Source organism: Serratia sp. BIGb0234, from assembly GCF_024809915.1.
Taxonomy (GTDB): Bacteria; Pseudomonadota; Gammaproteobacteria; order Enterobacterales; family Enterobacteriaceae; genus Serratia; species Serratia liquefaciens.
This window is the reverse complement of the sequence record NZ_JANUEI010000012.1, coordinates 1-26,057: the sequence shown is the minus strand read 5'-3', so window position 1 is coordinate 26,057 and position 26,057 is coordinate 1. Positions and strand designations below refer to the sequence as shown.

At 51.4% G+C, this 26,057-nt stretch carries 23 protein-coding genes, 4 tRNA genes and 1 other RNA gene; 8 read left to right on the top strand and 20 right to left on the bottom strand.

Annotated features, from left to right (window positions below):
* Nucleotides 1–2 precede the first annotated feature (2 nt).
* From M2407_RS25170 to M2407_RS25145, 6 genes are all read left to right on the top strand, one after another.
* Nucleotides 3–752, top strand: a complete 750-nt coding sequence (locus tag M2407_RS25170) for a HesA/MoeB/ThiF family protein (protein ID WP_259220127.1) — start codon at nt 3–5, stop codon at nt 750–752.
* Nucleotides 749–949 carry a sulfur carrier protein ThiS gene (gene thiS / locus M2407_RS25165; RefSeq protein ID WP_046374694.1) on the top strand — a complete coding sequence of 67 codons (201 nt, stop codon included), beginning with the start codon at nt 749–751 and terminating at the stop codon, nt 947–949. Before M2407_RS25170 ends, thiS begins: the two co-directional genes overlap by 4 nt.
* A 1-nt stretch (nt 950) precedes the next feature.
* Nucleotides 951–1,730, top strand: a complete 780-nt coding sequence (locus M2407_RS25160) for a thiazole synthase (RefSeq protein ID WP_259220126.1) — start codon at nt 951–953, stop codon at nt 1,728–1,730.
* Complete coding sequence (gene thiH / locus M2407_RS25155) at nt 1,730–2,863, top strand: 2-iminoacetate synthase ThiH (protein WP_020828737.1); 1,134 nt, start codon at nt 1,730–1,732, stop codon at nt 2,861–2,863. The genes M2407_RS25160 and thiH overlap by 1 nt, the downstream gene beginning before the upstream one ends.
* A 303-nt stretch (nt 2,864–3,166) precedes the next feature.
* Complete coding sequence (locus M2407_RS25150) at nt 3,167–3,640, top strand: thioesterase family protein (RefSeq protein ID WP_230090449.1); 474 nt, start codon at nt 3,167–3,169, stop codon at nt 3,638–3,640.
* A 395-nt stretch (nt 3,641–4,035) separates the two neighbouring features.
* Nucleotides 4,036–4,779, top strand: coding sequence for a helix-turn-helix domain-containing protein (locus M2407_RS25145; RefSeq protein WP_258090781.1), 744 nt, complete (start codon nt 4,036–4,038; stop codon nt 4,777–4,779).
* On the opposite strand, the gene M2407_RS25140 is transcribed toward M2407_RS25145, so the two are convergent.
* The 17 genes from M2407_RS25140 to M2407_RS25060 form a co-directional block, all read right to left on the bottom strand.
* Complete coding sequence (locus tag M2407_RS25140; protein WP_020828740.1) at nt 4,747–6,039, bottom strand: HAMP domain-containing sensor histidine kinase; 1,293 nt, start codon at nt 6,037–6,039, stop codon at nt 4,747–4,749. The genes M2407_RS25145 and M2407_RS25140 overlap by 33 nt on opposite strands.
* A 1-nt stretch (nt 6,040) precedes the next feature.
* The gene (locus M2407_RS25135; RefSeq protein ID WP_122076613.1) at nt 6,041–6,505 is read right to left on the bottom strand and encodes an oxidoreductase; all 465 of its coding nucleotides are present in this window, start codon (nt 6,503–6,505) and stop codon (nt 6,041–6,043) included.
* Nucleotides 6,505–6,951: an N-acetyltransferase gene (locus M2407_RS25130; protein ID WP_259220124.1), complete on the bottom strand. Its 447-nt coding sequence runs from the start codon at nt 6,949–6,951 to the stop codon at nt 6,505–6,507. Before M2407_RS25130 ends, M2407_RS25135 begins: the two co-directional genes overlap by 1 nt.
* Before the next feature lie 171 nt (nt 6,952–7,122).
* The gene (gene rpoC / locus M2407_RS25125; protein ID WP_020828743.1) at nt 7,123–11,343 is read right to left on the bottom strand and encodes a DNA-directed RNA polymerase subunit beta'; all 4,221 of its coding nucleotides are present in this window, start codon (nt 11,341–11,343) and stop codon (nt 7,123–7,125) included.
* Nucleotides 11,344–11,461: 118 nt separating this feature from the next.
* Complete coding sequence (gene rpoB, locus M2407_RS25120; protein ID WP_020828744.1) at nt 11,462–15,490, bottom strand: DNA-directed RNA polymerase subunit beta; 4,029 nt, start codon at nt 15,488–15,490, stop codon at nt 11,462–11,464.
* Between the two features lie 334 nt (nt 15,491–15,824).
* Complete coding sequence (gene rplL, locus M2407_RS25115; protein ID WP_012004743.1) at nt 15,825–16,190, bottom strand: 50S ribosomal protein L7/L12; 366 nt, start codon at nt 16,188–16,190, stop codon at nt 15,825–15,827.
* Nucleotides 16,191–16,252: 62 nt separating this feature from the next.
* Complete coding sequence (gene rplJ, locus M2407_RS25110; RefSeq protein ID WP_020828745.1) at nt 16,253–16,750, bottom strand: 50S ribosomal protein L10; 498 nt, start codon at nt 16,748–16,750, stop codon at nt 16,253–16,255.
* A 330-nt stretch (nt 16,751–17,080) separates the two neighbouring features.
* Nucleotides 17,081–17,785, bottom strand: coding sequence for a 50S ribosomal protein L1 (gene rplA / locus M2407_RS25105; RefSeq protein ID WP_004953932.1), 705 nt, complete (start codon nt 17,783–17,785; stop codon nt 17,081–17,083).
* Between the two features lie 3 nt (nt 17,786–17,788).
* The gene (gene rplK / locus M2407_RS25100; protein ID WP_015376316.1) at nt 17,789–18,217 is read right to left on the bottom strand and encodes a 50S ribosomal protein L11; all 429 of its coding nucleotides are present in this window, start codon (nt 18,215–18,217) and stop codon (nt 17,789–17,791) included.
* A gap of 162 nt (nt 18,218–18,379) precedes the next feature.
* Nucleotides 18,380–18,925: a transcription termination/antitermination protein NusG gene (gene nusG, locus M2407_RS25095; protein WP_004953928.1), complete on the bottom strand. Its 546-nt coding sequence runs from the start codon at nt 18,923–18,925 to the stop codon at nt 18,380–18,382.
* A 1-nt stretch (nt 18,926) separates the two neighbouring features.
* Nucleotides 18,927–19,310, bottom strand: a complete 384-nt coding sequence (gene secE, locus M2407_RS25090) for a preprotein translocase subunit SecE (protein ID WP_020828746.1) — start codon at nt 19,308–19,310, stop codon at nt 18,927–18,929.
* A 258-nt stretch (nt 19,311–19,568) separates the two neighbouring features.
* On the bottom strand, nt 19,569–20,753 hold the full coding sequence (gene tuf / locus M2407_RS25085; protein ID WP_020828747.1) for an elongation factor Tu: 1,185 nt from the start codon (nt 20,751–20,753) through the stop codon (nt 19,569–19,571).
* A gap of 109 nt (nt 20,754–20,862) precedes the next feature.
* Nucleotides 20,863–20,938 (bottom strand) — tRNA-Thr (locus tag M2407_RS25080).
* Nucleotides 20,939–20,944: 6 nt separating this feature from the next.
* A tRNA-Gly gene (locus M2407_RS25075) sits at nt 20,945–21,019 on the bottom strand.
* 37 nt (nt 21,020–21,056) lie between these two features.
* Nucleotides 21,057–21,171, bottom strand: a non-coding RNA gene (locus M2407_RS25070) — RtT sRNA.
* 46 nt (nt 21,172–21,217) lie between these two features.
* Nucleotides 21,218–21,302, bottom strand: a tRNA-Tyr gene (locus tag M2407_RS25065).
* Nucleotides 21,303–21,326: 24 nt separating this feature from the next.
* A tRNA-Thr gene (locus M2407_RS25060) sits at nt 21,327–21,402 on the bottom strand.
* Nucleotides 21,403–21,800: 398 nt separating this feature from the next.
* Here M2407_RS25060 and M2407_RS25055 point away from each other — a divergent pair.
* Both M2407_RS25055 and coaA read left to right on the top strand, forming a co-directional pair.
* A complete protein-coding gene (locus M2407_RS25055) occupies nt 21,801–22,349 on the top strand; it encodes a GNAT family N-acetyltransferase (protein WP_020828748.1) in 549 nt (182 codons plus the stop codon).
* Between the two features lie 220 nt (nt 22,350–22,569).
* Nucleotides 22,570–23,520: a type I pantothenate kinase gene (gene coaA / locus M2407_RS25050; protein WP_020828749.1), complete on the top strand. Its 951-nt coding sequence runs from the start codon at nt 22,570–22,572 to the stop codon at nt 23,518–23,520.
* Between the two features lie 45 nt (nt 23,521–23,565).
* On the opposite strand, the gene birA is transcribed toward coaA, so the two are convergent.
* The 3 genes from birA to M2407_RS25035 all read right to left on the bottom strand — a co-directional run.
* Nucleotides 23,566–24,528: a bifunctional biotin--[acetyl-CoA-carboxylase] ligase/biotin operon repressor BirA gene (gene birA / locus M2407_RS25045; RefSeq protein ID WP_046374700.1), complete on the bottom strand. Its 963-nt coding sequence runs from the start codon at nt 24,526–24,528 to the stop codon at nt 23,566–23,568.
* Nucleotides 24,525–25,562 (bottom strand): UDP-N-acetylmuramate dehydrogenase, encoded by a 1,038-nt coding sequence (gene murB, locus M2407_RS25040; protein ID WP_217331916.1) that lies wholly within the window; start codon nt 25,560–25,562, stop codon nt 24,525–24,527. Before murB ends, birA begins: the two co-directional genes overlap by 4 nt.
* Nucleotides 25,563–25,849: 287 nt before the next feature.
* Nucleotides 25,850–26,057, bottom strand: a 208-nt coding sequence (locus M2407_RS25035) for a hypothetical protein (RefSeq protein WP_259220122.1), incomplete at its 5' end; no start/stop codon positions are given.

The window sequence follows — 26,057 nt, the reverse complement described above, 5'->3', positions numbered from 1 at the left end:
CCATGTTGAACGATCAAGAGTTCCTGCGTTACAGCCGCCAACTGCTGCTGGAAGATATCGGCCCGGAAGGTCAGGAGAAGCTGAAGCGTTCGACGGCGTTGATCGTCGGGCTTGGTGGCTTAGGCTCCCCTGCAGCGCTCTATCTGGCCGCCGCCGGTGTCGGTACGCTGTTGCTGGCCGATGACGATACGCTTCACGTCACCAACCTGCAGCGCCAGATCCTGTACCGCAGCCCCGACGTGGAAAAAAGCAAAGCCGCTCTGGCACAGCGCCAGTTACAGGCACTGAACCCGATGGTCGAGTCCATTGCGCTTGAGCAACGGCTGCAAGGTGAAACCTTGCATCACGCCGTGGAGCGCGCCGATCTCATTTTGGACTGCAGCGACAATATGGAAACCCGCCATGCGGTGAACGCCGCCTGCATCAGTGCCGACAAGCCGCTTATCAGCGGCAGCGCGGTGGGTTTCAGCGGCCAGTTGCTGGTCATTGAACCGCCTTATGTCCACGGCTGTTACGCTTGCCTTTACCCGGAACAGGCAGAACCGCAGCGAAATTGCCGCACCGCTGGCGTGCTCGGCCCGGTGGTCGGCGTCATCGGTACGCTGCAAGCCCTGGAAGCGATAAAGATGCTGGCAGGCATGCCTTCACCACTGAACGGCAAACTACGGTTGTTCGACGGTAAACAACAAAGCTGGAGCACCTTGCAACTCAGCCAGGCCAGCACCTGTGCAGTATGCGGAGGGGCAGCATGAAGATCCGGCTTAATGACCAGCCGTTGGAACTGGCGCAGCCCCTGAGCGTCGATGCTTTGCTGGAACAACTGCAACGCCACCAGCCGGGCACCGCGCTGGCTATCAACCAAACCATCATCCCGCGCGCCGACTGGGCTAACCACCAGGTGCAGGACGGTGATGACATCCTGTTGTTTCAAGCGATCGCCGGAGGCTGACATGCTACAAATCGCCGATACCACCTTTACTTCACGCCTGTTTACCGGCACCGGCAAGTTCGCCACCCCAGCGCTGATGCTGGAAGCCCTGCAGGCCTCCGGTTCGCAGCTGGTCACCATGGCGATGAAACGCGTCGATCTGCACGGCGGCAATGATGCCATTCTGGCGCCGCTGCAACAGTTGGGCGTACGCCTGCTGCCCAACACCTCTGGGGCCAAAACCGCTGCCGAAGCGATATTCGCCGCCCGGCTGGCGCGTGAGGCACTCGGCACTCACTGGGTAAAACTGGAAATTCACCCTGATGTGAAATACCTGCTGCCGGACCCCATAGAAACCCTGATAGCGGCGGAAACCTTGGTAAAAGAAGGCTTTGTGGTGCTGCCTTACTGCGGTGCCGACCCGGTGCTATGCAAACGGCTGGAAGAAGTGGGCTGCGCGGCGGTCATGCCACTCGGATCGCCAATCGGTTCCAACCGGGGGCTGCGCACCCGCGACTTTCTGGAGATCATTATCGAACAGGCCAAAGTGCCGGTGGTGGTGGACGCCGGTATCGGTGCGCCGAGCCATGCACTGGAAGCCATGGAACTGGGTGCCGATGCGGTGCTGGTGAATACGGCTATCGCCGTGGCACGCGATCCCGTACAGATGGCGCATGCTTTCCGTTTGGCCTTGGAAGCCGGTGAACTGGCGTGTCAGGCCGGTTTGGGCAGTAGCCAACGTAGTGCGGCGGCTTCCAGCCCGCTGACGGCTTTTCTCAGCCAGGCCGGGGAGACGTTGTGATGGCCGATGATTTCAGCCGCCGCTGGCAGCAGTTGGATTGGGACGACATCTCGCTGCGCATTAACAGTAAGACGGCGCGGGATGTGGAGCGTGCACTCAATGCGGACAAGCTGACGCGTGAAGACTTTATGGCATTGATCTCCCCTGCCGCGGCGCACTATCTGGAACCTTTGGCGCAACGTGCACAGCAACTGACTCGCCAACGTTTTGGTAACGTGGTCAGCTTCTATGTGCCCTTATACCTGTCTAATCTATGCGCTAATGACTGCACTTACTGCGGTTTTTCAATGAGCAATCGCATCAAGCGCAAAACCCTGGATGCCGCAGAAATCGAACGCGAGTGTCTGGCGATTAAAGCTTTGGGTTTTGAGCATCTGCTGCTGGTCACCGGTGAACACCAAACCAAGGTCGGCATGGATTACTTTCGCCAGCATATTCCGGCGATCCGCCGCCATTTCAGTTCGCTGATGATGGAGGTACAACCGCTGGCGCAGGAAGAGTATGCCGAACTGAAAACGCTGGGGCTGGATGGCGTGTTGGTGTATCAGGAAACCTATCATCCCGCCACCTATCTGCAGCATCACCTCCGTGGGCAGAAACAGGACTTTCATTGGCGGTTGGCCACGCCGGATCGCCTGGGCCGCGCCGGGATCGACAAGATCGGTCTCGGCGCTCTGGTCGGGCTCTCCAACAGTTGGCGCACCGACTGCTATATGCTGGCCGAGCACTTATTCTACCTGCAGCAAACCTATTGGCAGAGCCGTTATTCCATCTCGTTCCCGCGTTTGCGCCCCTGCGCCGGCGGTATAGAACCGGCGTCGATCATGAGTGAACCGCAACTGGTGCAGTTGATCTGTGCTTTCCGGCTGTTCGCCCCCGACGTGGAACTTTCTTTGTCGACGCGTGAATCCCCGTTCTTCCGCGATCATATGATCCCGGTGGCGATCAACAGCGTCAGCGCCGGATCCAAGACACAACCCGGTGGCTATGCCGACGACGTGCCGCCTGAACTGGAGCAGTTCGAACCGCATGATGGCCGTACGCCGCAACAGGTGGCGCAAGCGATTAGCGATGCCGGTTTGCAGCCGGTGTGGAAAGACTGGGACGGCTATCTTGGGCGTGGCGCGCAATAAGCTGCAATCCATTAACCATTGCAGGGAAATCCAAAGATAGACTGCGCAAAGTCTATCAACCAAGCTGGTGCCGAAAATCACACCGGCTATAGTCCCTCTGCCGGCCGCCAAACCCGGCGCCGGCCGGGGCCGTTACCTTCTCAATGGCCCCGCCTTACCCATCCCCGGATCGTGCCGGATACCCTCCCGCGCGATCCGGGCCTTCCTTTTCGGTTTGCTCACTCATCAACGCGGTTCGGGGATTTTGACAAAGTCAACTGGTTGGACCACATTTAACCTCTCACCCCCGGCGGAATAATAACCATGAACCTGTACCTGCGACTGATTTGGATCTTTATCTCATCACGCTGGAAAGCGCGCATGTCAATGGATGACCTGACCAGCACCCTGCAAACTCGAGTATGGCTAAATGATATCGATATCAATCTGCACATGAATAATGGCCGCTACCTGACGGTGTGCGACCTCAATCGGGTGGATATGTTTATTCGAACCGGATTAATGAAGCTGATGCTCAAGCGGCGTTGGTCGCCGATCGTCAGTCAACTGAATATGAATTACAAAAAGGCGCTGCAGCCCTTCCAACGTTATCAAGTCAGTATGACCATTACTCACTGGGACGATCGTTACTTTTATGCGACTCATACTTTCAGTGTCGGCGATCGGATTGTGGCACTGGGCACGTCACAGGCAGTCGTAGTCGGGAAAGAAGGCGTAGTGGCGCCAGAAGAAGTAGCAGAAAGCGTGCGGCAATATCAACAGGCGAGCAAGGTGTGACCACCTGCGCCGCGGTGATGTGATGAGTCCCTGATGCTGTAATGGCCCTGGCGTCGGCCGTGTATCTTTTTTTGCTGCCTGCCCCTAGCTTGAAGACAGGAGCAGGCAGCTTATTCTGTGAGACAGGCAGCCCCCCCAGGAACGCGAATCGCACATATAAGAGCTAATTAATCATATCAACGATAAAATGTGAATGTCTTTTGAGTGTTTTTTTGAGTGCTATTGAGTGTAATTTGAGTTTAGTCATGAAAATCAAACGGATATCGCCGCAGCCATCCTGACTTCATCTATAATCGAGCCAGCAGGCAACCTCGGGACAGCAAATGCTCGTGGTCAACATCAGAAAAATCGAGGTGATCATGAAAAAAACGCCAAATTACGCAGAGGCAATCAGTATGTTGCTGGCCCAGAAAGGGGTAGGTGACAGAAAGCACGCATCAACCATGGCAAGCATTCTGAACCTTCAATATAACAGCGCCAAGCAGAAGCTGGACGGTAAAAGAGGCATCACTCTCGACGAGATAAAAAGAGTATTTCAATACTTCAATGAATCGTTTGAAGGACGCAGAGCCCACAACTGCGTGTTTATCATGAACAGCATACATAAACGGTGCAATATCGAGGTTGATGACAAGCCGGTAGACAGCATTGAGGACGGGGAAACCTATGCGTTCAGAAAAGACGATCTTTTTATTATTAACACCGGCAGAGATAAAAGCGCAGGCGCAGAGCTGTATAAGGTCAGGAAAATAGACTTTCTTCCGGCACCCAGAATTGCCATCCTCGACAATGACCAAGACATCCTGGAGTTGCTAAAAAAAATCACCACCCGCTACGGTATCGAAACAGAGACTTTTCCAACCGCTAAGGCGATCATCGACAGCCTGGAGCAACATACCTACGAGGCCTTTATCCTTGATTGGCTGTTAGACTTTGGCGAGACATCAGAAAAGGTCGTAGAAAAGATAAAAGACCGAGTGGATACCCATGCACAAATCATCATCCTGACAGGCCAGTTACACCACTATGAGAAAAACATCGGCGATATGATATTAAACTACGACGTACATTTGATTGAGAAACCAGCCAAGCCGCTGATTATTTCTTCACTGTTGCTTTCCCATTTGTTTTTCAACTGATTTTATTGGCAAGCAAATGAGGAATGACGAGCCTTTACCTTCAACAGATTTTACTCTGAGGGTGCCCTTCATCCTGGTCACATAGTTCTTTATAATGGTCAGGCCCAAGCCCAGCCCCTGGCGCGTCTCTCTTTCCACCCCCTGATTAAATGCTTTATATAATCTGTTAATATTTTTCACGTTAAAGCCGATACCGTTATCTTTCACCAGAAGATAAAGACGACCGTGACAAACCTTCACATTCAGAATTACCAAGCCGCAATGGGTATATTTATCGGCATTACCCAACAGATTGACGATTATTCGATATAACTTGTATTTATCGGAATGAACTTCCCCTGAATAAGACGAATACCGGACAATAAATTTATTGCGACCGTCCCCACCCACTGCAGCAACAGCATCGTCAACCACCTCATTGAGTGAAAACAGAGAATCATTGACCTTTACTTCCCCCATTTCAAGCCGTGAGTAATCCATGACCTCACGCGTTTGCTCTGCAATTTTATTGCCGTGATGCGAGATGAGCCTGGCCTCTTTTTTTAACTCATCCTGCACCAACTCATGCTCCATGATGTCTGCCGCAATCACGATGGCCTGCGTTGAGCCGGCTATCTCATGGTAAATGGAAGAAATAAAGATATTCTTATTCTTAACTATCTCCTTCAGTGAAAACGCATGCTTCAAAATCAGGAACATCATCAAGAAAATCAGCACCAGTGAAATAATAGCAAACAGCTCGGCTTTACCTGAATTATCTTTGATGATGTCTTTAACCTCGGTGAAATTCCTTATCTGTATTTTGTAGATTATCTCTTGAATATCGACCAAGGTAATTTCCATCTCGTCCATAAAGGAGAGTATATCTGCTCTGGTTTTGGTGCCATTTAACAACTCAACGCTAAGTTGATCCAGCTCAGCATACTGCTGCTTCAAAACCGCAATGGTTTTTATAAATTCTTCATCATAATAAAAAGCATCGCTGAACGTCGAGCGCCCCTCAAGAATGGCAATTTTTGATGCAAATATTTTCTTTTTGAGCATAAAAGCGTCGTAGTTATCCTCATCGCCCAGCAGCAATGCGGTTTTTGTCCTTTCAAATGACAAAAAGAGGATTTCAGCAACGGAGTAATTATCGAGATTGGGCTCAATCTGCTTGTATCGCTCTTTCACATTGCCGAAATTTGTGGCAATCAGTAAAACTAAGAGCACCAACACTGCAACCAGAGCGACAAGCGTCCCGATAAATTTTTTGCTCATTTCACTTAACCTCTAGCATCTTTATCTGCCAAACGGTTTTTGCGTTCACATCAATATTGTTCAACTCTGGGTGGCTATCACGAGGATAGATAATCGCAAAAGGCCCTAACTGTGCGACGTCCATAAGCTCGCCATTTTTCTTATAGGCGATAATAGCCTTGTATTTAGCCAACTCAGCAACGGGCATTGAATATGAATAATCATCCCAGGCAAAAGCGCGAACCTTACTTCCCGTCAGGCCATATTCCTTTGCCAGCACGCTAAACTCAACGCCGGTAAAAACGGCCTCAGGAGTGAAATTGGTAGAGGTTTTAATCGAAGAAGATGGCATCGCCTCTAATGCCTTTAGCGTAATCTTAACCTTCTCGCCATCGCTCTTTTTAAGATAAAAATAATCAACGCCAGCACAGAGTGGAGCGCTAAACAGAGACATCAGAAATAATGCTATCAATCCTTTGATTTTCATTACTTATCACCTTTACGTTTAACCAGCTCCGCCTGACCAAACTCATCCTTGCCAATGGCAACCCACCCGCGCCGCTGATAAAACGCTTCAGCCTTCGATCCCGGCTCGGTAGTGAGATGGATCTCTTGAGCGCCATTTTCGAATAACCATGCCGTTACTGCATTCAGTAAGGCAGAACCTATCCCCTTCGACTGGTATTCCGGTTTAACAAACAGCCCACCGATCAAGGGTTCAGGAATAAAGAGCCCGAAACCTACGCCGGCGTAATCATCACCGCATTTGCAAATCCAACCACCACCCTGGTTAATATCATCCAGTGCCTGGGTCCTATGAAGATATTGGATCTGGTGAGGGTGAAGCGGGTTCTCTTCGACGGAGAATCTAATTTCATACAGGTAAGGCAGGTGTTTTGCCGTAAGTTTCTCGAAGGTGATCAGGCTGTCCATATCTGTACAATCCTTGGTTGTAATAGCACGCAGGTGATTTTAGCCATTATTTCGGGTTTATTCATAGTAGCAAAGATTCCCCCTGCCGGAGCGGGCAAAAAAAAACCGCCCCCGGAGGAGCGGTTTATCTGGCAAGGAACCGGCAAGCCGGATCCCGAGTGCATTCAACGATTAATCGTTGTTGCCGCCCAAGCCTGCATTCAGCAGTTCAGCCAGGTTAGCCGTTGCTTCTTCCGCGCTCACCTGCGGAACAACTGGCACTTCACCCTGTGCTTTACGGCGCATACGGTCCTGATGATAAGCGTAACCGGTACCGGCTGGGATCAGACGGCCCACGATGACGTTCTCTTTCAGGCCACGCAGTTCATCACGCTTACCGGCAACAGCCGCTTCGGTCAGAACACGCGTCGTTTCCTGGAACGATGCTGCGGAGATGAAGGACTCGGTCGCCAAGGAAGCCTTGGTGATACCCAGCAGATCGCGTGAGAAGGTTGCCTCGATTTTGCCTTCAGCAGCAAGCTGACGGTTGGCAATCTTAACGCGTGACACTTCAGCCTGCTCGCCTTCCAGGAACTCGGTGCCACCTGCGCTGACGATGGTGCCTTTACGCAGCATCTGACGAACGATAACTTCAATGTGTTTATCGTTAATCTTAACGCCTTGCAGACGGTAAACTTCCTGCACTTCGTTGGTGATGTAGCGGGTAACCGCATGCACACCACGCAGACGCAGAATGTCGTGCGGAGATTCTGGGCCGTCAGAAACAACGTCACCGCGCTCCACAACTTCGCCTTCAAACACGTTGAGCTGACGCCATTTTGGAATCATCTCTTCGTAAGCGTCGCTGCCGTCCAGTGGAGAGATGACCAGGCGACGTTTGCCTTTGGTCTCTTTACCGAACGAGATAATCCCGCTGATTTCAGCCAGGATTGCAGGCTCTTTCGGACGACGTGCTTCGAACAGATCCGCAACGCGTGGCAGACCACCGGTAATATCCTTGGTACCGCCGGATTCCTGAGGAATACGCGCCAGAGTATCACCCGCACCGATCTGAATGCCGTCTTCCAGCTGCACAATCGCTTTACCTGGCAGGAAGTATTGAGCAGGCATATCAGTACCTGGGATCAACACGTCGTCGCCTTTGGCATCAACGATTTTCAGTGCCGGACGCAGGTCTTTACCGCTACCGGTACGCTCTGCGCTGTCCAGTACAACCAGAGAAGACAAACCGGTCAGTTCGTCGGTCTGGCGTGTAATGGTCTGGCCGTCAACCATATCAGCGAAGCGGATGAAACCACTCACTTCGGTGATAACTGGCATGGTGTGCGGATCCCAGTTAGCAACGGTTTCGCCGCCGTTAACTTCTGCACCGTCACCTTTGCCCATCACGGCACCATAAGGCACTTTGTAGCTTTCTTTGGTACGGCCGAATTCGTCGATCAGCTTCAGTTCGGTGTTACGAGAGGTAATCACCAGCTTGCCTGCGGCGTTCATGACGAACTTCACATTGCTCAGCTTCAGGCTACCCTTGTTTTTCACCTGGATGCTGGATTCAGCAGCCGCACGAGATGCCGCACCACCGATGTGGAACGTACGCATCGTCAGCTGTGTACCCGGCTCACCGATTGACTGTGCCGCGATAACGCCGATAGCTTCGCCTTTGTTGATGATGTGACCACGTGCCAGGTCGCGACCATAGCAGTTTGCACACACACCAAAGTCGGTTTCACAGCTCACTACGGAACGGACTTTAACGCTGTCGACAGAGTTCTCTTCCAACAGGTCACAGGTCTTCTCGTTCAGCAGGGTGTTGCGTGGCACCAGGATGTCAGCCGTACCCGGCTTGATAACATCTTCTGCTGTCACACGACCCAGAACGCGTTCGCGCAGTGGCTCTTTAACGTCACCACCTTCGATAACCGGAGTCATCATGATGCCGTTGTGAGTACCACAGTCGTCTTCGGTAACTACCAAGTCCTGCGCCACGTCAACCAGACGACGGGTCAGATAACCGGAGTTAGCCGTTTTCAGTGCGGTATCCGCCAGACCTTTACGAGCACCGTGCGTGGAGATGAAGTACTGGAGTACGTTCAGACCTTCACGGAAGTTCGCGGTGATTGGCGTTTCGATGATGGAGCCGTCCGGCTTCGCCATCAGACCACGCATACCGGCCAGCTGACGAATCTGAGCGGCGGAACCACGCGCACCGGAGTCGGCCATCATAAAGATGCTGTTGAAGGAAACTTGTTGTTCCACAACGCCGTCACGGTTAACCACGTCTTCAACCGACAGGTTTTCCATCATCGCTTTAGCAACACGTTCGTTTGCTGCAGCCCAGATATCGATCACTTTGTTGTAGCGTTCGCCGGCGGTAACCAGACCAGATTGGAACTGCTCCTGGATCTCGGCAACTTCGGTTTCCGCTTCTTCGATGATCTCCGCTTTCTTGGCCGGGATAACCATGTCGTCGATACCTACGGAAGCGCCTGAACGGGCTGCGTAAGCAAAACCGGTGTACATGATCTGGTCAGCAAAGATAACGGTCGGCTTCAGGCCCAGGATGCGGTAACAGGTGTTCAGCATCTTGGAGATAGCTTTCTTGCCCAAAGGCTGGTTAACGATCGAGTACGGCAGACCGCGCGGCACGATCATCCACAGGATGGCGCGACCAACGGTAGTGTCGATGATCGAAGTCTGGTGTACAGACTCGCCTTCGGTGTTTTTGATCTCTTCGGTGATACGCACTTTGACACGCGCATGCAGAGAAGCCAGACCGGCACGGTAAATACGCTCCGCTTCTTTCGGGCCGCTCAGCACCATGCCTTCGCCTTTGGCGTTAACACAGTCACGGGTCATGTAGTACAGACCCAATACAACGTCCTGAGAAGGAACGATGATTGGCTCGCCGTTCGCAGGTGACAGGATGTTGTTGGTAGACATCATCAACGCACGCGCTTCCAGCTGAGCTTCCAGCGTCAACGGTACGTGAACAGCCATCTGGTCACCATCGAAGTCGGCGTTGTATGCCGCACAAACCAGCGGGTGCAGCTGGATTGCCTTGCCTTCGATCAGAACCGGTTCAAACGCCTGGATACCCAAACGGTGCAGGGTTGGTGCACGGTTCAGCAGTACCGGGTGTTCGCGGATAACTTCGTCCAGGATATCCCAAACGACAGCTTCTTCGCGCTCAACCATTTTCTTGGCGGCTTTGATGGTGGTGGCCAGGCCACGCAGCTCCAATTTGCCGTAGATGAACGGTTTGAACAGCTCCAGTGCCATTTTCTTAGGCAGACCGCACTGATGCAGACGCAGGTATGGACCTACGGTGATTACAGAACGACCAGAGTAGTCAACACGTTTACCCAACAAGTTCTGACGGAAACGACCCTGTTTACCTTTGATCATATCGGCCAAAGATTTCAGAGGACGTTTGTTGGAACCGGTGATGGCACGACCGCGACGGCCGTTATCCAGCAGGGCATCTACCGCTTCTTGCAGCATACGCTTTTCGTTGCGCACGATGATGTCAGGCGCAGCCAGATCCAGCAGGCGTTTCAGACGGTTGTTACGGTTGATCACGCGGCGATACAGATCGTTCAGATCTGAAGTCGCGAAACGCCCCCCATCCAACGGAACCAGCGGACGCAGATCCGGCGGCAGTACCGGCAGCACGGTCAGGATCATCCACTCTGGCTTGTTGCCAGACTGCACGAACGCTTCCAGCAGCTTGATACGCTTGGTCAGCTTCTTACGCTTGGTTTCGGAGTTGGTTTCGTTCAGCTCTTCACGCAGCTGCTCGCACTCGGCTTCCAGATCCATGTTTTTCAACAGGGCCTGAATAGCTTCCGCACCCATCTTGGCGTCGAATTCGTCACCGAACTCTTCCAGCGCATCCAGATACTGCTCTTCAGTCAGGATCTGACGACGCTCGAGGTTAGTCATACCGCCTTCAACAACCACATAGGATTCGAAGTACAGTACACGTTCGATGTCACGCAGCGGCATATCCAGCAGCAAACCGATGCGCGAAGGCAGCGATTTCAGGAACCAGATGTGCGCAGTCGGTGAAGCCAGCTCGATGTGGCCCATACGCTCACGGCGTACTTTGGTCTGGGTCACTTCAACGCCGCACTTCTCACAGATCACGCCGCGGTGTTTTAAGCGCTTGTACTTACCGCACAGGCACTCGTAGTCTTTTACCGGCCCGAAGATACGGGCGCAGAAAAGGCCGTCACGTTCTGGTTTGAACGTACGGTAGTTAATGGTTTCCGGCTTTTTAACTTCACCGAACGACCACGAACGGATCATGTCTGGCGATGCCAGAGCAATCTTGATCGCATCAAACTCTTCGGTCTTAGTTTGCGCTTTCAGAAACTTCAATAAGTCTTTCACGGATTGGCTCCTGTCGGAGTTAAACCTGTTGGGTGCACGCTGACAAATCGCGCACCCGTGTGACCTGAACAACCACCCTCAGGCTCCCTAAGGCCGGGAGCCTGAGCCGGAAAAACGATTACTCGTCTTCCAGTTCGATGTTGATACCGAGCGAGCGGATTTCTTTCAACAGTACGTTGAAGGACTCCGGCATGCCTGGTTCCATGCGGTGATCGCCATCCACGATGTTTTTGTACATCTTGGTACGGCCGTTAACGTCATCCGACTTAACGGTGAGCATTTCCTGCAGGGTATAAGCCGCGCCGTATGCTTCCAGTGCCCACACTTCCATCTCACCGAAGCGTTGACCACCGAACTGCGCCTTACCACCCAGCGGTTGCTGAGTAACCAAGCTGTAAGAACCGGTTGAACGGGCGTGCATCTTATCGTCAACCAAGTGGTTCAGTTTCAGCATGTACATATAGCCAACGGTAACCTGGCGCTCAAATTGCTCACCGGTACGGCCATCGAACAGCGTAATCTGACCCGAGGTTGGGATCCCGCCCATTTCCAGCAGTTGCTTGATTTCAGTCTCTTTCGCACCATCAAACACCGGCGTTGCGATTGGCATACCTTTTTTCAGGTTCTCTGCCAGACGCAGGACTTCGTCGTCGGTGAAGGTGTTCAGGTCAACTTTCTGGCAGACGTCGTCGCCCAGATCGTAGGCCTTCTGAATGAACTCACGCAGTTTGGCCACTTCCTGATGCTGCTTGAGCATTTGGTTGATTTTCTCACCAATGCCTTTCGCAGCCATACCCAGGTGGGTTTCCAGGATCTGACCGATGTTCATACGTGATGGTACGCCCAGCGGGTTCAGTACGATGTCAACCGGCGTGCCGTTTTCATCGTAAGGCATATCTTCGATCGGGTTGATCTTGGAGATAACACCTTTGTTACCGTGGCGGCCTGCCATTTTGTCACCCGGTTGGATCTGACGTTTAACGGCCAGATAAACCTTAACGATTTTCAGCACGCCTGGTGCCAGATCATCGCCCTGGGTGATCTTACGACGCTTGGCGTCCAGCTTCTTCTCGAAGTCGGATTTCAGCTCGTCGTACTGCTCTGCCAGCTGTTCCAGCTGGTTTTGCTTCTCTTCGTCGGTCAGGCCCAGTTCCAGCCAGCGATCGCGTGGCAGTTTGCTCAGCTTTTCAGCTTCGACACCGCCGGCAACCAGCACCGCATGGATACGCGTGAACAAGCCAGCTTCCAGGATCTGCAGTTCTTCAGTCAGGTCTTTCTTCGCCTGCTTCAGCTGCATCTCTTCGATTTCCAACGCACGCTTGTCTTTTTCCACGCCATCGCGGGTGAAGACCTGCACGTCGATAATCGTACCGGAAACGCCGTTTGGTACACGCAGAGAGGAATCTTTAACGTCAGATGCCTTCTCACCGAAGATCGCACGCAGCAGTTTCTCTTCTGGCGTCAGTTGGGTTTCACCTTTCGGCGTTACCTTACCGACCAGAATGTCACCACCGGTCACTTCAGCACCGATATACACGATACCGGATTCATCCAGTTTGGAGAGCGCAGCTTCACCCACGTTAGGGATGTCGGCAGTGATCTCTTCAGGCCCCAACTTGGTGTCGCGAGACACACACGCCAGTTCCTGGATATGGATGGTAGTGAAGCGATCTTCCTGAACTACACGCTCGGACACCAAGATGGAGTCTTCGAAGTTGTAGCCGTTCCACGGCATGAACGCCACGCGCATGTTCTGGCCCAGCGCCAGTTCACCCAGGTCAGTGGACGGGCCATCTGCCAGCACGTCGCCGCGCTCGATTGGCTCACCCAGATTCACACACGGCATCTGGTTGATGCAGGTGTTCTGGTTAGAACGGGTGTACTTGGTCAGGTTGTAAATATCGATACCTGCTTCGCCCGCGTGCATCTCGTCTTCGTTAACTTTGATAACGATACGGGAAGCATCCACGTACTGGATCACACCGCCACGGCGAGCTACGGCAGTAACACCGGAGTCAACCGCTACAGCACGTTCCATACCGGTACCTACCAGCGGCTTGTCAGCACGCAAGGTTGGAACCGCCTGACGTTGCATGTTCGCACCCATCAATGCACGGTTGGCGTCATCGTGTTCCAGGAATGGAATCAGTGAGGCACCAACGGAAACAACCTGCTGGGTTGATACGTCCATATAGTCAACCTGATCGCGGCTGAACAGGCTTGATTCGCCTTTGCTACGACAGGTGACCAGGTCTTCTATGAAGCGGCCGTCTTCGTCCAGGTTGGAGTTCGCCTGAGCGATAACGAAGTTGCCTTCTTCAATAGCAGACAGATAGTTGATTTCATCGGTAACCAAACCGTCACGCACGCGGCGGTACGGAGTTTCCAGGAAGCCATACTCGTTTGTCTGTGCGTACACGGACAAGGAGTTGATCAGACCGATGTTTGGACCTTCCGGCGTTTCGATTGGACACACACGACCGTAGTGAGTCGGGTGTACGTCTCGAACTTCAAAGCCGGCACGTTCACGGGTCAGACCGCCTGGGCCCAATGCAGAGATACGACGCTTGTGCGTGATCTCGGACAACGGGTTGTTCTGGTCCATAAACTGAGACAGCTGGCTGGAGCCGAAGAACTCTTTCACCGCCGCCGAAATTGGCTTGGCGTTGATCATGTCCTGTGGCATCAGGGTGTCCAGATCGCCCAGGGACAGACGTTCTTTCACCGCACGCTCAACACGTACCAGACCTACACGGAACTGGTTCTCAGCCATTTCGCCGACGGAACGGATACGACGGTTGCCCAAGTGGTCGATATCGTCCACTTCGCCTTTACCGTTACGGATATCGATGAGCTTCTTCATCACTTCAATGATGTCGTCTTTGCTCAGGATGCCCGAACCTTCGATCTCGTCACGCAGCAGAGAACGGTTGAACTTCATACGACCAACCGCAGACAGATCATAGCGGTCTTCAGAGAAGAACAGGTTCTCGAACAGGCTTTCGGCAGCTTCGCGCGTTGGCGGCTCACCAGGGCGCATCATGCGGTAGATTTCTACCAGCGCGCTCAAACGATCGCTTGTTGGATCGACACGTACGGTCTCAGAGATGTACGCACCGTGGTCCAGATCGTTGGTGAACAGCGTTTCAATACGCTTGTGGCCTGACTGGCTCAGTTTGGCCAGCAGATCCAGCGACAGCTCCATGTTGGCTGCGCAGATCAGCTCACCGGTATTGGTATCGATATAGTCCTTCGCGACCACTTTGCCCGCGATGTACTCGACCGGTACTTCAATACTATGAATTTCGTCTTTTTCGAGCTGACGGATATGACGAGCGGTGATACGACGGCCTTTCTCAATGTAGATCTTGCCGTTGGCTTCGATATCAAACGAAGCAGTCTCACCACGCAGACGCTCTGGAACCAGCTCCATCTGCAGCTTGTTATCACGGATCTCGAAAACTACTTTCGCAAAGAACAGGTCAAGGATCTGCTCAGTGGTGTAGTTCAATGCACGCAGAATGATGGTCGCAGGCAATTTACGGCGACGGTCAATACGTACAAACAGGTTGTCTTTCGGGTCAAACTCGAAATCCAACCATGAACCGCGGTAAGGGATGATACGTGCGTTATACAGCACTTTACCCGAAGAGTGGGTTTTACCCTTATCGCTGTCGAAGAATACGCCAGGACTACGGTGAAGCTGAGATACGATAACCCTCTCAGTACCGTTGATCACAAAGGTGCCGTTTTCGGTCATGAGCGGAATCTCGCCCATATAGACTTCTTGTTCCTTGATGTCTTTGACCGTACCTTCCGGAGCTTCACGCTCGTAGATTACCAGGCGCAGTTTTACGCGCAGCGGTGCAGAGAACGTCACACCACGGATCTGGCACTCTTTGACGTCGAAGACCGGCTCACCAAGACGGTAGCTAACGTATTGCAGCTCCGAATTGCCACTGTAGCTCTGGATAGGGAAAACAGAACGGAATGCGGCTTCTAAGCCGTACTGCCCTTCTGGATCTTGCTCGATAAACTTCTGGAACGAATCAAGCTGGATAGAAAGGAGATATGGTATGTCCAAAACTTGCGGACGCTTACCAAAATCCTTACGAATACGTTTTTTCTCGGTATAGGAGTAAACCATAGGGTTCCTCAGCTCGCTGGAAAGTCGAACCTATCTGTCCGTCCGGATATAGGACGGTTCACGCAACACCATTTTGTCGACCGGAAAGCGGGAACACTTTCCGCAATACTCGTTTCTATCACGCTTAAATCATTTCGTTGCGCTGTACGGCAGATTTTGCTGCGGCAGGGAGGGCAATATATTAAGTCGTCGATAGAAAGAAATATTGGGGTTAGTCAGTAGCCAAACAGTGTGAAACTCTACTGACGCCCTACAGCGCAAAAAGGCTGGTGACCAAAAAGTCACCAGCCATCAGTCTGTTAGTTAAAACAGACTGCACTCAGAAAGCAGTGGCTTATTTAACTTCAACTTCAGCGCCAGCTTCTTCCAGAGCTTTTTTCAGTGCTTCAGCGTCGTCTTTGCTGATGCCTTCTTTCAGTGCTGCTGGTGCAGACTCAACCAGGTCTTTAGCTTCTTTCAGACCCAGGCCAGTTGCGCCACGTACTGCTTTGATTACTGCAACTTTGTTCGCGCCGATACCTTTCAGTACAACGTCGAATTCAGTTTTTTCTTCAACAGCTTCAGCAGCAGCAGCAGGACCTGCAGCTACAGCAGCAGCAGAAACACCGAACTTCTCTTCCATAGCGGCGATCAGTTCAACGATTTCCATTACAGACAGAGCTGCAACGCCTTCGATAATTTGGTCTTTAGTGATAGACATAACAAATGTTCCTAAAATTCAGAAATAGTTTAAATACGTAAGCAAAGGCTAAGAAAGAGGGCTTATGCCGCTTCTTTCTGATCGCGCAGTGCAGCCAGAGTGCGAACCAATTTGCCGGCAGCGGCTTCTTTCATGGTTGCCATCAGGCGTGCGATTGCTTCATCGTAAGTAGGCAGAGTTGCCAAGCGGTCAATTTGTGCCGCAGGGATCAGCTCACCTTCAAAGGCCGCAGCTTTAACCTCGAATTTTGCATTCGCTTTCGCGAACTCTTTGAACAGACGAGCAGCAGCGCCCGGGTGTTCGTTAGAGAATGCAATCAAGGTAGGACCGACAAACGTGTCTTTCAGGCATTCGAATGGAGTGCCTTCAACTACGCGACGCATCAAGGTGTTGCGAACAACACGCATGTAAACGCCAGCTTCACGACCTGCTTTACGCAGTTCAGTCATTTTATCAACGGTAACGCCACGGGAATCCGCAACAACCGCAGACAGCGCGCCTTTGGCTACTTCGTTGACTTCAGCAACAATCGCTTGTTTGTCTTGAAGATTTAATGCCATTAGCTTTTTGCTCCTGGATTTAGCCGGGGGAAATCCCCAGCACTCACATCACTCAACACCTTGTGATAAATCACGCAGCGAGAGCGTTCAAACACGGTGAGCAGAATCCAGCAAAGACAATTTAAAAATTTTCTTTAGGCTCTGTCACCGTCTACGCAGGAAGGATTAAGTACCTTTCGATACACCTGCGGTCTTGGACGGAGGCCTGGATAGGCCAGGCTCCAACCGAAAAATCTTTGTTCCACTATGGCTATTGCCAATAGCAAAACCTTGGGGCATAAGATTCTAGACGAACCTTAGCCCCAAGTCAAAGCGATAATCGCAGGACGATTAGTTCGCTACAGCAGTCAGGCCGCTTTGATCGATAGCAACGCCAGCACCCATGGTGGTGGAGAGGCTAACTTTCTTGATGTACACGCCTTTCGCCTGAGATGGTTTTGCTTTTTTCAGCGCAACCAGCAGGGCTTCCAGGTTTTCTTTCAGCTTGTCTGACTCGAAATCAACCTTACCGATAGTGGTATGGATGATGCCGTTTTTGTCGTTACGGTAACGAACCTGACCTGCTTTAGCGTTTTTCACTGCTTCAGCAACGTTCGGAGTAACGGTACCCACTTTCGGGTTTGGCATCAGGCCACGTGGACCCAGGATCTGGCCCAGTTGACCAACAACGCGCATTGCATCCGGGGAAGCAATAACAACGTCGAAGTTCATTTCGCCTTTCTTGATCAGGTCTGCCAGATCTTCCATACCTACCAGCTCTGCGCCAGCAGCTTTAGCAGCTTCAGCGTTAGGGCCCTGGGCAAATACGGCAACGCGAACAGAACGACCGGTGCCGTTTGGCAGAACGGTAGCGCCACGAACGTTTTGGTCAGATTTACGAGCGTCGATGCCGAGGTTAACAGCAACGTCAACGCTTTCTACGAATTTAGCGGTGGCCAGCTCTTTCAGCAGAGCAACAGCTTCGGTGATGTCATACTGTTTAGTAGCATCAACTTTGTCACGGATCACGCGCATGCGCTTGGTCAGCTTAGCCATTTCTTAATCCTCCACTACCAGGCCCATGGAACGAGCAGTACCTTCGATGGAGCGAGTCATCGCTTCAACGTCAGAACCAGTCATGTCCGCAGCTTTGGTTTCTGCGATTTCACGTACCTGAGCACGAGTCACTTTACCTACTTTGTCTTTGTTCGGCTTGCCAGAACCAGACTTGATACCAGCCGCTTTTTTCAGCAGAACTGCTGCTGGCGGGGTTTTGGTAACGAAAGTGAAGGAGCGATCAGAATAAACGGTAATAACAACCGGAATCGGCAGACCTTTCTCAACGCTGTCAGTCTTAGCATTGAACGCCTTACAGAATTCCATGATGTTAACGCCTTGCTGACCCAGAGCTGGACCAACTGGCGGACTTGGGTTAGCCATACCGGCTGCAACCTGCAGCTTAACGTAGGCTTGTACTTTCTTGGCCATTTACAATTCCTCGGTTTGGGTAATATCGCCTCAATAGAGGCTCCCCGTGTTTCACCCCGCTCAACTCAATGAGCAAGGCCTATAAAAACAAAAGGCGCGAAATTATAGTTCAATTTCGCGCCTCTGACAAGCGGCAAAAGCCACTCGCTGCTGATTAATTGATCAGCCCTTTTCAACCTGAGCGAAGTCCAGTTCCACCGGCGTTGCACGGCCAAAGATGGAAACGGAAACTTTCAGGCGGCTCTTCTCGTAATCCACTTCTTCAACAACACCGTTGAAGTCAGCAAACGGACCATCGTTAACACGGACCAGTTCACCCGGTTCGAACAGCGTTTTAGGACGCGGCTTGTCACCGACCTGTTGCAGGCGGTTCATAATCGCATCAACTTCTTTATCGCTGATCGGTGCCGGACGGTCAGAGGTGCCGCCGATGAAACCCATTACGCGCGGAACGCTACGCACCAGGTGCCAGCTGGCATCGTTCATAACCATCTGGACCAGGACATAGCCCGGGAAGAATTTACGTTCACTTTTACGACGTTGGCCACCACGGATCTCAACAACTTCTTCCGTAGGTACCATCACTTCGCCGAACAGTTCTTCCATATCGTGCAGTTTGATGTGCTCACGCAGCGATTGCGCTACGCGACCTTCAAAACCGGAAAACGCCTGAACGACGTACCAACGTTTTTTTGGAGCTTCAGACATTTTAGAACCTCAGGCCAGTAATAAACGATACCAGACGGACCAGAATACCGTCCAGGCCCCACAGAATCAGTGACATCACGGCAGTTACCGCGGCAACGATCAACGTGGTGTGTAGCGTTTCCTGACGAGTTGGCCAGATCACCTTGCGCACTTCAGTGCGCGCTTCGCGTGCAAACGCAACGGTGGCCTTGCCTTTGGTGGTCATCAGCGCTACAGCGCCAGCAACAGCGATAACCACTACAACAGCCAGCGCACGTAATGGCAGGCTGAAATCACGGTAGTAATAGTTACCGACAATCGCTACAACCAACAGAACGGCGACGATCAGCCACTTAGCCGTTTCCAGGCCGCGCCCGCTCCCTTGAGCCTCGGTATTCGCACTCATAAACCAACCTGTCACAATGAATTCAGAACAGACAACTTTGCCTCGCACAGCAAGACAAACCAAACCGATCAAATGCCGCTCGGCAGCATTTCGGTGTTTTACGCTATGACGTATCTCAGTCAATACGGCTTTAAGAGCCCATCTCACCAATGATTATGACTGCAAAATCGCTGATGAGATAGGTTCTAGTTCACAGCGTAGAAAAAGGGCATCAAATGATGCCCTTTTACCGCGTGTCGCGTCAAACGTTATCAGCGATTAAGCGATAACTTTGGCAACAACACCAGCGCCAACGGTACGGCCGCCTTCACGGATTGCGAAACGCAGGCCGTCGTCCATCGCGATTGGGTGGATCAGGGTAACAACCATGTTCACGTTGTCACCTGGCATTACCATTTCAACGCCTTCTGGCAGTTCGATGGTACCGGTCACGTCAGTTGTACGGAAGTAGAACTGTGGACGGTAGCCTTTGAAGAATGGAGTATGACGACCACCTTCTTCTTTGCTCAGGATGTACACTTCTGAGTCGAACTTGGTGTGTGGCTTGATTGAACCTGGTTTAGCCAGTACCTGGCCACGTTCGATGTCTTCACGCTTGATACCACGCAGCAGAACACCAACGTTCTCACCAGCACGGCCTTCGTCCAGCAGTTTGCGGAACATTTCAACGCCAGTACAGGTAGACTTAACGGTGTCTTTGATACCAACGATTTCAACTTCTTCGCCAACTTTAACGATACCGCGCTCAACACGCCCGGTAACAACGGTACCACGACCGGAGATGGAGAAGACGTCTTCGATTGGCAGCAGGAACGGCTTGTCGATAGCACGCTCTGGTTCTGGGATGTAAGAATCCAGGTAACCGGCCAGCTCGATGATTTTAGCTTCCCACTCAGCTTCGCCTTCCAGTGCTTTCAGCGCTGAACCACGAACAACCGGCAGGTCATCACCAGGGAAGTCGTAAGCAGACAGAAGTTCACGAACTTCCATTTCTACCAGTTCCAGCAGCTCTTCATCATCAACCATGTCGCATTTGTTCATGAATACGATGATGAAAGGAACGCCAACCTGACGACCCAGCAGGATGTGCTCACGGGTCTGAGGCATTGGGCCGTCAGTCGCAGCAACAACCAGGATAGCGCCGTCCATCTGAGCAGCACCGGTGATCATGTTTTTAACGTAGTCGGCGTGCCCTGGGCAGTCAACGTGCGCGTAGTGACGAGTCGGGGTGTCATACTCAACGTGAGAAGTGTTGATGGTGATACCACGAGCTTTTTCTTCTGGCGCGTTATCGATCTGGTCGAAAGCACGTGCAGAACCGCCGTAGGTTTTAGCCAGAACGGTGGTGATTGCTGCAGTCAGGGTAGTTTTACCGTGGTCAACGTGGCCGATAGTACCGACGTTAACGTGCGGTTTTGAACGTTCAAACTTTTCTTTAGACATCGATTGTCCCTCTAAGACACGGATAAATCGGTGGTATCACCACATCAACCAAGCATTTGCTTGTTGAATCCAGAACAGAAAGAAAATCAGGGGGCGAGATAATAAGAAGTGGTGCTGATAGGCAGATTCGAACTGCCGACCTCACCCTTACCAAGGGTGCGCTCTACCAACTGAGCTATATCAGCACATCTTGGAGCGGGCAGTGGGAATCGAACCCACATCATCAGCTTGGAAGGCTGAGGTAATAGCCATTATACGATGCCCGCATCCTGGAACTCGGCTACCTGACTTTTCTGTAGAATTTTAAGGGAGGAGAAGGATTGTTTATCGCTTAACTCTCACCCTTCGAGTTGTTTGCGCTATGCGCTGTACAACTCGAACCTTGCGAAGGCTTTCGCCTTCTCCTTCTGCAAGTCAACCGTTGCGAGATTATCGCTGGCCAGTTAACTGCCTAAGGCAAGATATGGTGGTGGGGGAAGGATTCGAACCTTCGAAGTCTGTGACGGCAGATTTACAGTCTGCTCCCTTTGGCCGCTCGGGAACCCCACCAGATTTTAACTACTGTGACTTGATTGGTGCCGGCTACCGGAATCGAACTGGTGACCTACTGATTACAAGTCAGTTGCTCTACCAACTGAGCTAAGCCGGCATCAAGTGCAGCGCATTCTAGGTAGACCGGACGACCTATGCAACAAAAAAATTGCGTTAGTTGCACTTTCGCTCACAAATCACCCAATTTTGCACGGTGTCTTGCAATTTACTGCGCGTAGCGTGCAAAGATTCATCAACTGCAGGCATCATTCTCTACAATTTAATCCACTTTTTGCAAGTATTGACCCTTTCTTTCCCCGTGCCCGTTATCTCAAATCCGTAAACCCAAAACAGGAAACTGTGAGTGATATCGATGCACCAAAAAAGGGATGAGTGCCCCACGTAATGACATCAACTATCATTATTTCTCACCGCTTTCGCTGCCACAGCACCCACCACCGCTCTGGCGCAATTATTGCTTGTCTTCATTACCCCCTCACCCAGGAGGAATGACCGATGAAAATTGTCCTGATTAATGCCGCCACGCTGCCCATTTACCGAAATGAACTGGCTCGCCTGTTGACCGATGCGGTAACGCATGGGGCCTCAGTGGGTTACGACACACTGATCCCGCATGAAGACGCCGAGAGTTACTTCCACAGCCTGAGGCCTGCCTTGGCCAAAGGAGAGCTGTTGTTGTGGATTGCCAGAGACGAGCGCGGCGTCATTGGCACAGTACAACTGGAGCTGTGCCAGAAACCGAATGGACGCAACAGGGCTGAAGTACAAAAACTATTAGTCCACAGCCGGGCACGTCGTAACGGTGTCGGACAAGCCCTGATGAAAGCATTGGAACAGTCAGCACTTCAGCAACAGCGCGGCCTGCTTTATCTCGACACGCAGGCAGGTTCCGCTGCAGAGGCGCTGTATCGCTCATTGGGCTATCGCTGCCTCGGAGAGTTACCCGACTATGCCGCCGCACCCGATGGCTACTATCACCCGACAGTCATTTACTACAAGCGCCTGTTCGCGGTTAACCAAACCTCCCCAGCCATCGCCAGCTAGCATGAAAGCGGTATCATTTCCTAGCGATACCGCTTTGCAACGCCTCTGCCATCAACTGCGCGCCGCTTCTCACAATTGACATAAACTGCCGCCAATCGATAACTTTTGCGAAAAAAGTCTACGCCAAAAACGAAGCTGTCTATAATATGCAGCTTGTTTATTATCTGGAGTTGGCGTCCGGCGCCTTTCCCAACCTGCGTTAACAGGCAGAATTTGGCTTATGATAAAAAGAGATCAATCTTTAGCGACGCCCTATCTTCAGTTCGATCGTACCCAGTGGGCTGCGTTGCGAGATTCGGTGCCGCTGACACTGTCAGAAGAAGAGATTGTTAAACTGAAAGGGATTAACGAAGATCTCTCTTTGGAAGAGGTGGCTCAGATTTATCTGCCGCTGTCGCGGTTGCTGAACTTCTATATCAGTTCCAACCTGCGCCGTCAGGCCGTACTCGAGCAATTTCTCGGAACCGATGGACAAAAAATCCCCTACGTTATCGGCATCGCCGGCAGCGTTGCTGTAGGCAAAAGTACCACCGCACGTTTATTACAGGCATTGCTCAGCAGTTGGCCAGAACACCGTAGCGTTGAGCTGATAACCACTGATGGTTTCCTGCATCCCAATAAAGTGTTGAACGAACGCGGGCTGATGAAGAAAAAAGGTTTCCCGCAGTCTTACGATATGCACAGCCTGGTCAAGTTCGTTTCTGAAGTGAAATCCGGCGCCAAACGCGTCACTGCTCCGGTATATTCCCACTTGATTTATGATGTTGTTCCTGAAGGAAATAAAGTCATCGAGCAGCCGGATATTCTTATTTTGGAAGGGCTCAACGTTTTACAAAGCGGTATGGACTATCCTCATGATCCGCATCGCGTATTTGTTTCTGACTTTGTTGATTTCTCTATATATGTCGACGCACCGGAAGAACTGTTACAGTCCTGGTACATTAACCGGTTCCTTAAATTCCGTCAGGGAGCGTTTTCTAATCCTGATTCTTATTTCCATAACTATTCCAAGCTGCCAGAACCTGAGGCTGTTAATATAGCCACTCAACTGTGGAATGAAATTAATGGATTGAATTTACAGGAAAATATCCTTCCAACACGCGAACGTGCGAGCCTGATTATGACCAAAAGCGCTAATCATGCAGTCGAGAGTGTTCGTTTGAGAAAGTAATTTCATTAGCGACAAGGGGCCTTAGAGCCCCTTATTAATAATAATTTACTCTGCACTACGTAGCGATATTTCTCCGCCAATGAATGGCTTAATAACACCATTTTGCTCAAGCAATAATGCCCCTTGCTGATCGATACCGCGAGCAGTGCCGAATATTTGCTGCTCACCGATTAATAGCTTAACAGGCCGGTCAATAAAGTTATCCAACGCATGCCAGCGTGAAATAAAGGGAGTCAAACCCTCAATCTCAAACTGACGCAGCGATTGGCGTAGCTCATTAAGCAAAGTCGCGGCCAGCTCATTGCGATCGATATTAATCCCCGCTTCCTGCAGGTTTATCCAGCCTTGATTAATGGCATTGGCATTAGTTTCACGCATCGCCAAATTGATACCTGCACCGATGACCAGCTGTGCCGCATCACCGGTTTTCCCTGTCAATTCGACCAAGATCCCAGCCAACTTACGATCGTTAAGATATAAATCATTCGGCCATTTGACTCTGACATCCTGCGCGCCGAGGCCTTGCAACACTTCGGCCATCACTATACCAATCACCAGGCTCAGACCCATTGCGGCGGCAGGCCCCTGCTCGAGGCGCCAAAACATTGAAAGATAGAGATTGGCGCCAAATGGAGATATCCATTGGCGTCCACGTCGACCACGTCCGGCTTGCTGATACTCAGCGACACAGGCATCACCCGACTGCAGCTCAGCAATACGCTCCAATAGGTATTGGTTGGTAGAATCCACGACCGGCAGCACGGTGACACGCTTATCTGCCAATTGGCTGAGAATACGTTCGGCATCCAGCAATTGGATTGGAGCAGGCAGACTGTAGCCTTTTCCGGGTACGGTAAACACGTCCAGGCCCCACTCACGGATGGTCTGTATATGCTTGTTAATGGCTGCGCGGCTCATCCCCAGTAATTCACCAAGGTGCTCGCCTGAATGGAAACCACCATCGGCCAGTATTGCAATCAGCTTGAGGGGAACTTTGGTATCCTTCATGACAGAACCTCTACGGCATTCAACTCGCCATCCTTACCGATAAAGCGTACTTCTGGCTCTAACCAGACATCAAACTTTTTCGCTACGGTATTACGCACATGGCGAGCCAAGGCGACCACGTTTTGACTGGTGGCACTATCCACATTAACCAGAACAAGCGCCTGTTGACTATGTACCGCCGCACCGCCAATACGATAACCTTTCAGCTCACACTGATCGATCAACCAGCCAGCTGCCAGCTTCACCTGACCATCCTGCTGTGGGTAATGCGGCATACCAGGATATTCGAGCATCAGCGCAGCGGCCTTTTCACTACTGACCAACGGATTTTTGAAGAAACTACCGGCATTACCCATCACCTTAGGATCCGGCAGCTTACTGCGACGCATGGCGCACACTGAATCAAAGACCTGACGTGGGGTCACCGTTACCGGATCCAGTTTTGCCAGCTCGCCATAATTAAGCATCGGGTTCCATTGTTTGTTCAGGCGCAAGCCTACGCCAACAATGATATGCCCCTTCTGAAAATGATGTTTGAAAATGCTTTCACGGTAGCCAAACCCACAATCTGACGCTGAAATGCGATCGATGGCTCCCGTACTCAGATCCAATAGATCAACGTAGTCACATACGCTTTTGAGCTCGATGCCATAGGCGCCGATATTCTGAATGGGGGCAGAGCCGACCAGGCCAGGGATCAGAGCCAAATTTTCCAGGCCAGGAATGCTGATATCCAGGGTCCGACAAACCAGGCCATGCCAATTTTCACCTGAGCTGACGTGGAGGAACCAGGCATCCTTTTCTTCTCTAATATCAATGCCTTTCAATTGATTGATCATGACCGTACCGGCAAAGTCTTCAAGAAACAGGACGTTACTTCCTTCACCGAGTACCAGCAGCGGCTCTTGGCGCTTCTGCGTTTTCTGCCAAACCTTGATCATTAATTCGATAGTGTTGGCAATGACCAGATGCGCTGCGTTGACCGGGAGCGCAAAGGTATTGTGGTTTTTTAATGACGCGCCTTCAGTAGACATAACGATAAATACCTATACGGAAATGAACCTCCACCTAGTCTACTCGATTCGGTACGTCAGACTAATATTTGTTTTCATTGATATTGCTTTTATCTGGAGATCATCCATAGATGAAATATTTCTAATTGTTTTATAAGGTAATTTCTATATAAATTAATTAGGTAATACATTAGAGATAATGGTTAAGGTGATTAATAAAAGTTTTTCTTGGTGGGTGCGCTTATTGTTGAGATCCAAACCAATCCAATTAGGGCTGATTTACATTCATCTGAAAACAGTTATGTTTTTTAAACATTAACCATATTTATAATCGCGAATATAACTGGCAGGAATTTATTCGTAGGAAAGTGCAGATTATCGGCTAACAAGGCCCAGCCTGGCTGCGCCTTTTTCTTTTGCGCATAGCAAAAAGGCCATCCTTGCGGATGGCCTCTTGGCTTAATTGATGCCTGGCAGTGTCCTACTCTCGCATGGGGAGACCCCACACTACCATCG

Coding starts and splice junctions, on each gene's coding strand:
- M2407_RS25170 (WP_259220127.1), top strand. CDS start 3: ATGTTGAACGATCAAGAGTTCCTGCGTTACAGCCGCCAACTGCTGCTG.
- thiS (WP_046374694.1), top strand. CDS start 749: ATGAAGATCCGGCTTAATGACCAGCCGTTGGAACTGGCGCAGCCCCTG.
- M2407_RS25160 (WP_259220126.1), top strand. CDS start 951: ATGCTACAAATCGCCGATACCACCTTTACTTCACGCCTGTTTACCGGC.
- thiH (WP_020828737.1), top strand. CDS start 1,730: ATGGCCGATGATTTCAGCCGCCGCTGGCAGCAGTTGGATTGGGACGAC.
- M2407_RS25150 (WP_230090449.1), top strand. CDS start 3,167: ATGAACCTGTACCTGCGACTGATTTGGATCTTTATCTCATCACGCTGG.
- M2407_RS25145 (WP_258090781.1), top strand. CDS start 4,036: ATGTTGCTGGCCCAGAAAGGGGTAGGTGACAGAAAGCACGCATCAACC.
- M2407_RS25140 (WP_020828740.1), bottom strand. CDS start 6,039: ATGAGCAAAAAATTTATCGGGACGCTTGTCGCTCTGGTTGCAGTGTTG.
- M2407_RS25135 (WP_122076613.1), bottom strand. CDS start 6,505: ATGAAAATCAAAGGATTGATAGCATTATTTCTGATGTCTCTGTTTAGC.
- M2407_RS25130 (WP_259220124.1), bottom strand. CDS start 6,951: ATGGACAGCCTGATCACCTTCGAGAAACTTACGGCAAAACACCTGCCT.
- rpoB (WP_020828744.1), bottom strand. CDS start 15,490: ATGGTTTACTCCTATACCGAGAAAAAACGTATTCGTAAGGATTTTGGT.
- rplL (WP_012004743.1), bottom strand. CDS start 16,190: ATGTCTATCACTAAAGACCAAATTATCGAAGGCGTTGCAGCTCTGTCT.
- rplJ (WP_020828745.1), bottom strand. CDS start 16,750: ATGGCATTAAATCTTCAAGACAAACAAGCGATTGTTGCTGAAGTCAAC.
- rplA (WP_004953932.1), bottom strand. CDS start 17,785: ATGGCTAAGCTGACCAAGCGCATGCGCGTGATCCGTGACAAAGTTGAT.
- rplK (WP_015376316.1), bottom strand. CDS start 18,217: ATGGCCAAGAAAGTACAAGCCTACGTTAAGCTGCAGGTTGCAGCCGGT.
- nusG (WP_004953928.1), bottom strand. CDS start 18,925: ATGTCTGAAGCTCCAAAAAAACGTTGGTACGTCGTTCAGGCGTTTTCC.
- secE (WP_020828746.1), bottom strand. CDS start 19,310: ATGAGTGCGAATACCGAGGCTCAAGGGAGCGGGCGCGGCCTGGAAACG.
- tuf (WP_020828747.1), bottom strand. CDS start 20,753: ATGTCTAAAGAAAAGTTTGAACGTTCAAAACCGCACGTTAACGTCGGT.
- M2407_RS25055 (WP_020828748.1), top strand. CDS start 21,801: ATGAAAATTGTCCTGATTAATGCCGCCACGCTGCCCATTTACCGAAAT.
- coaA (WP_020828749.1), top strand. CDS start 22,570: ATGATAAAAAGAGATCAATCTTTAGCGACGCCCTATCTTCAGTTCGAT.
- birA (WP_046374700.1), bottom strand. CDS start 24,528: ATGAAGGATACCAAAGTTCCCCTCAAGCTGATTGCAATACTGGCCGAT.
- murB (WP_217331916.1), bottom strand. CDS start 25,562: ATGTCTACTGAAGGCGCGTCATTAAAAAACCACAATACCTTTGCGCTC.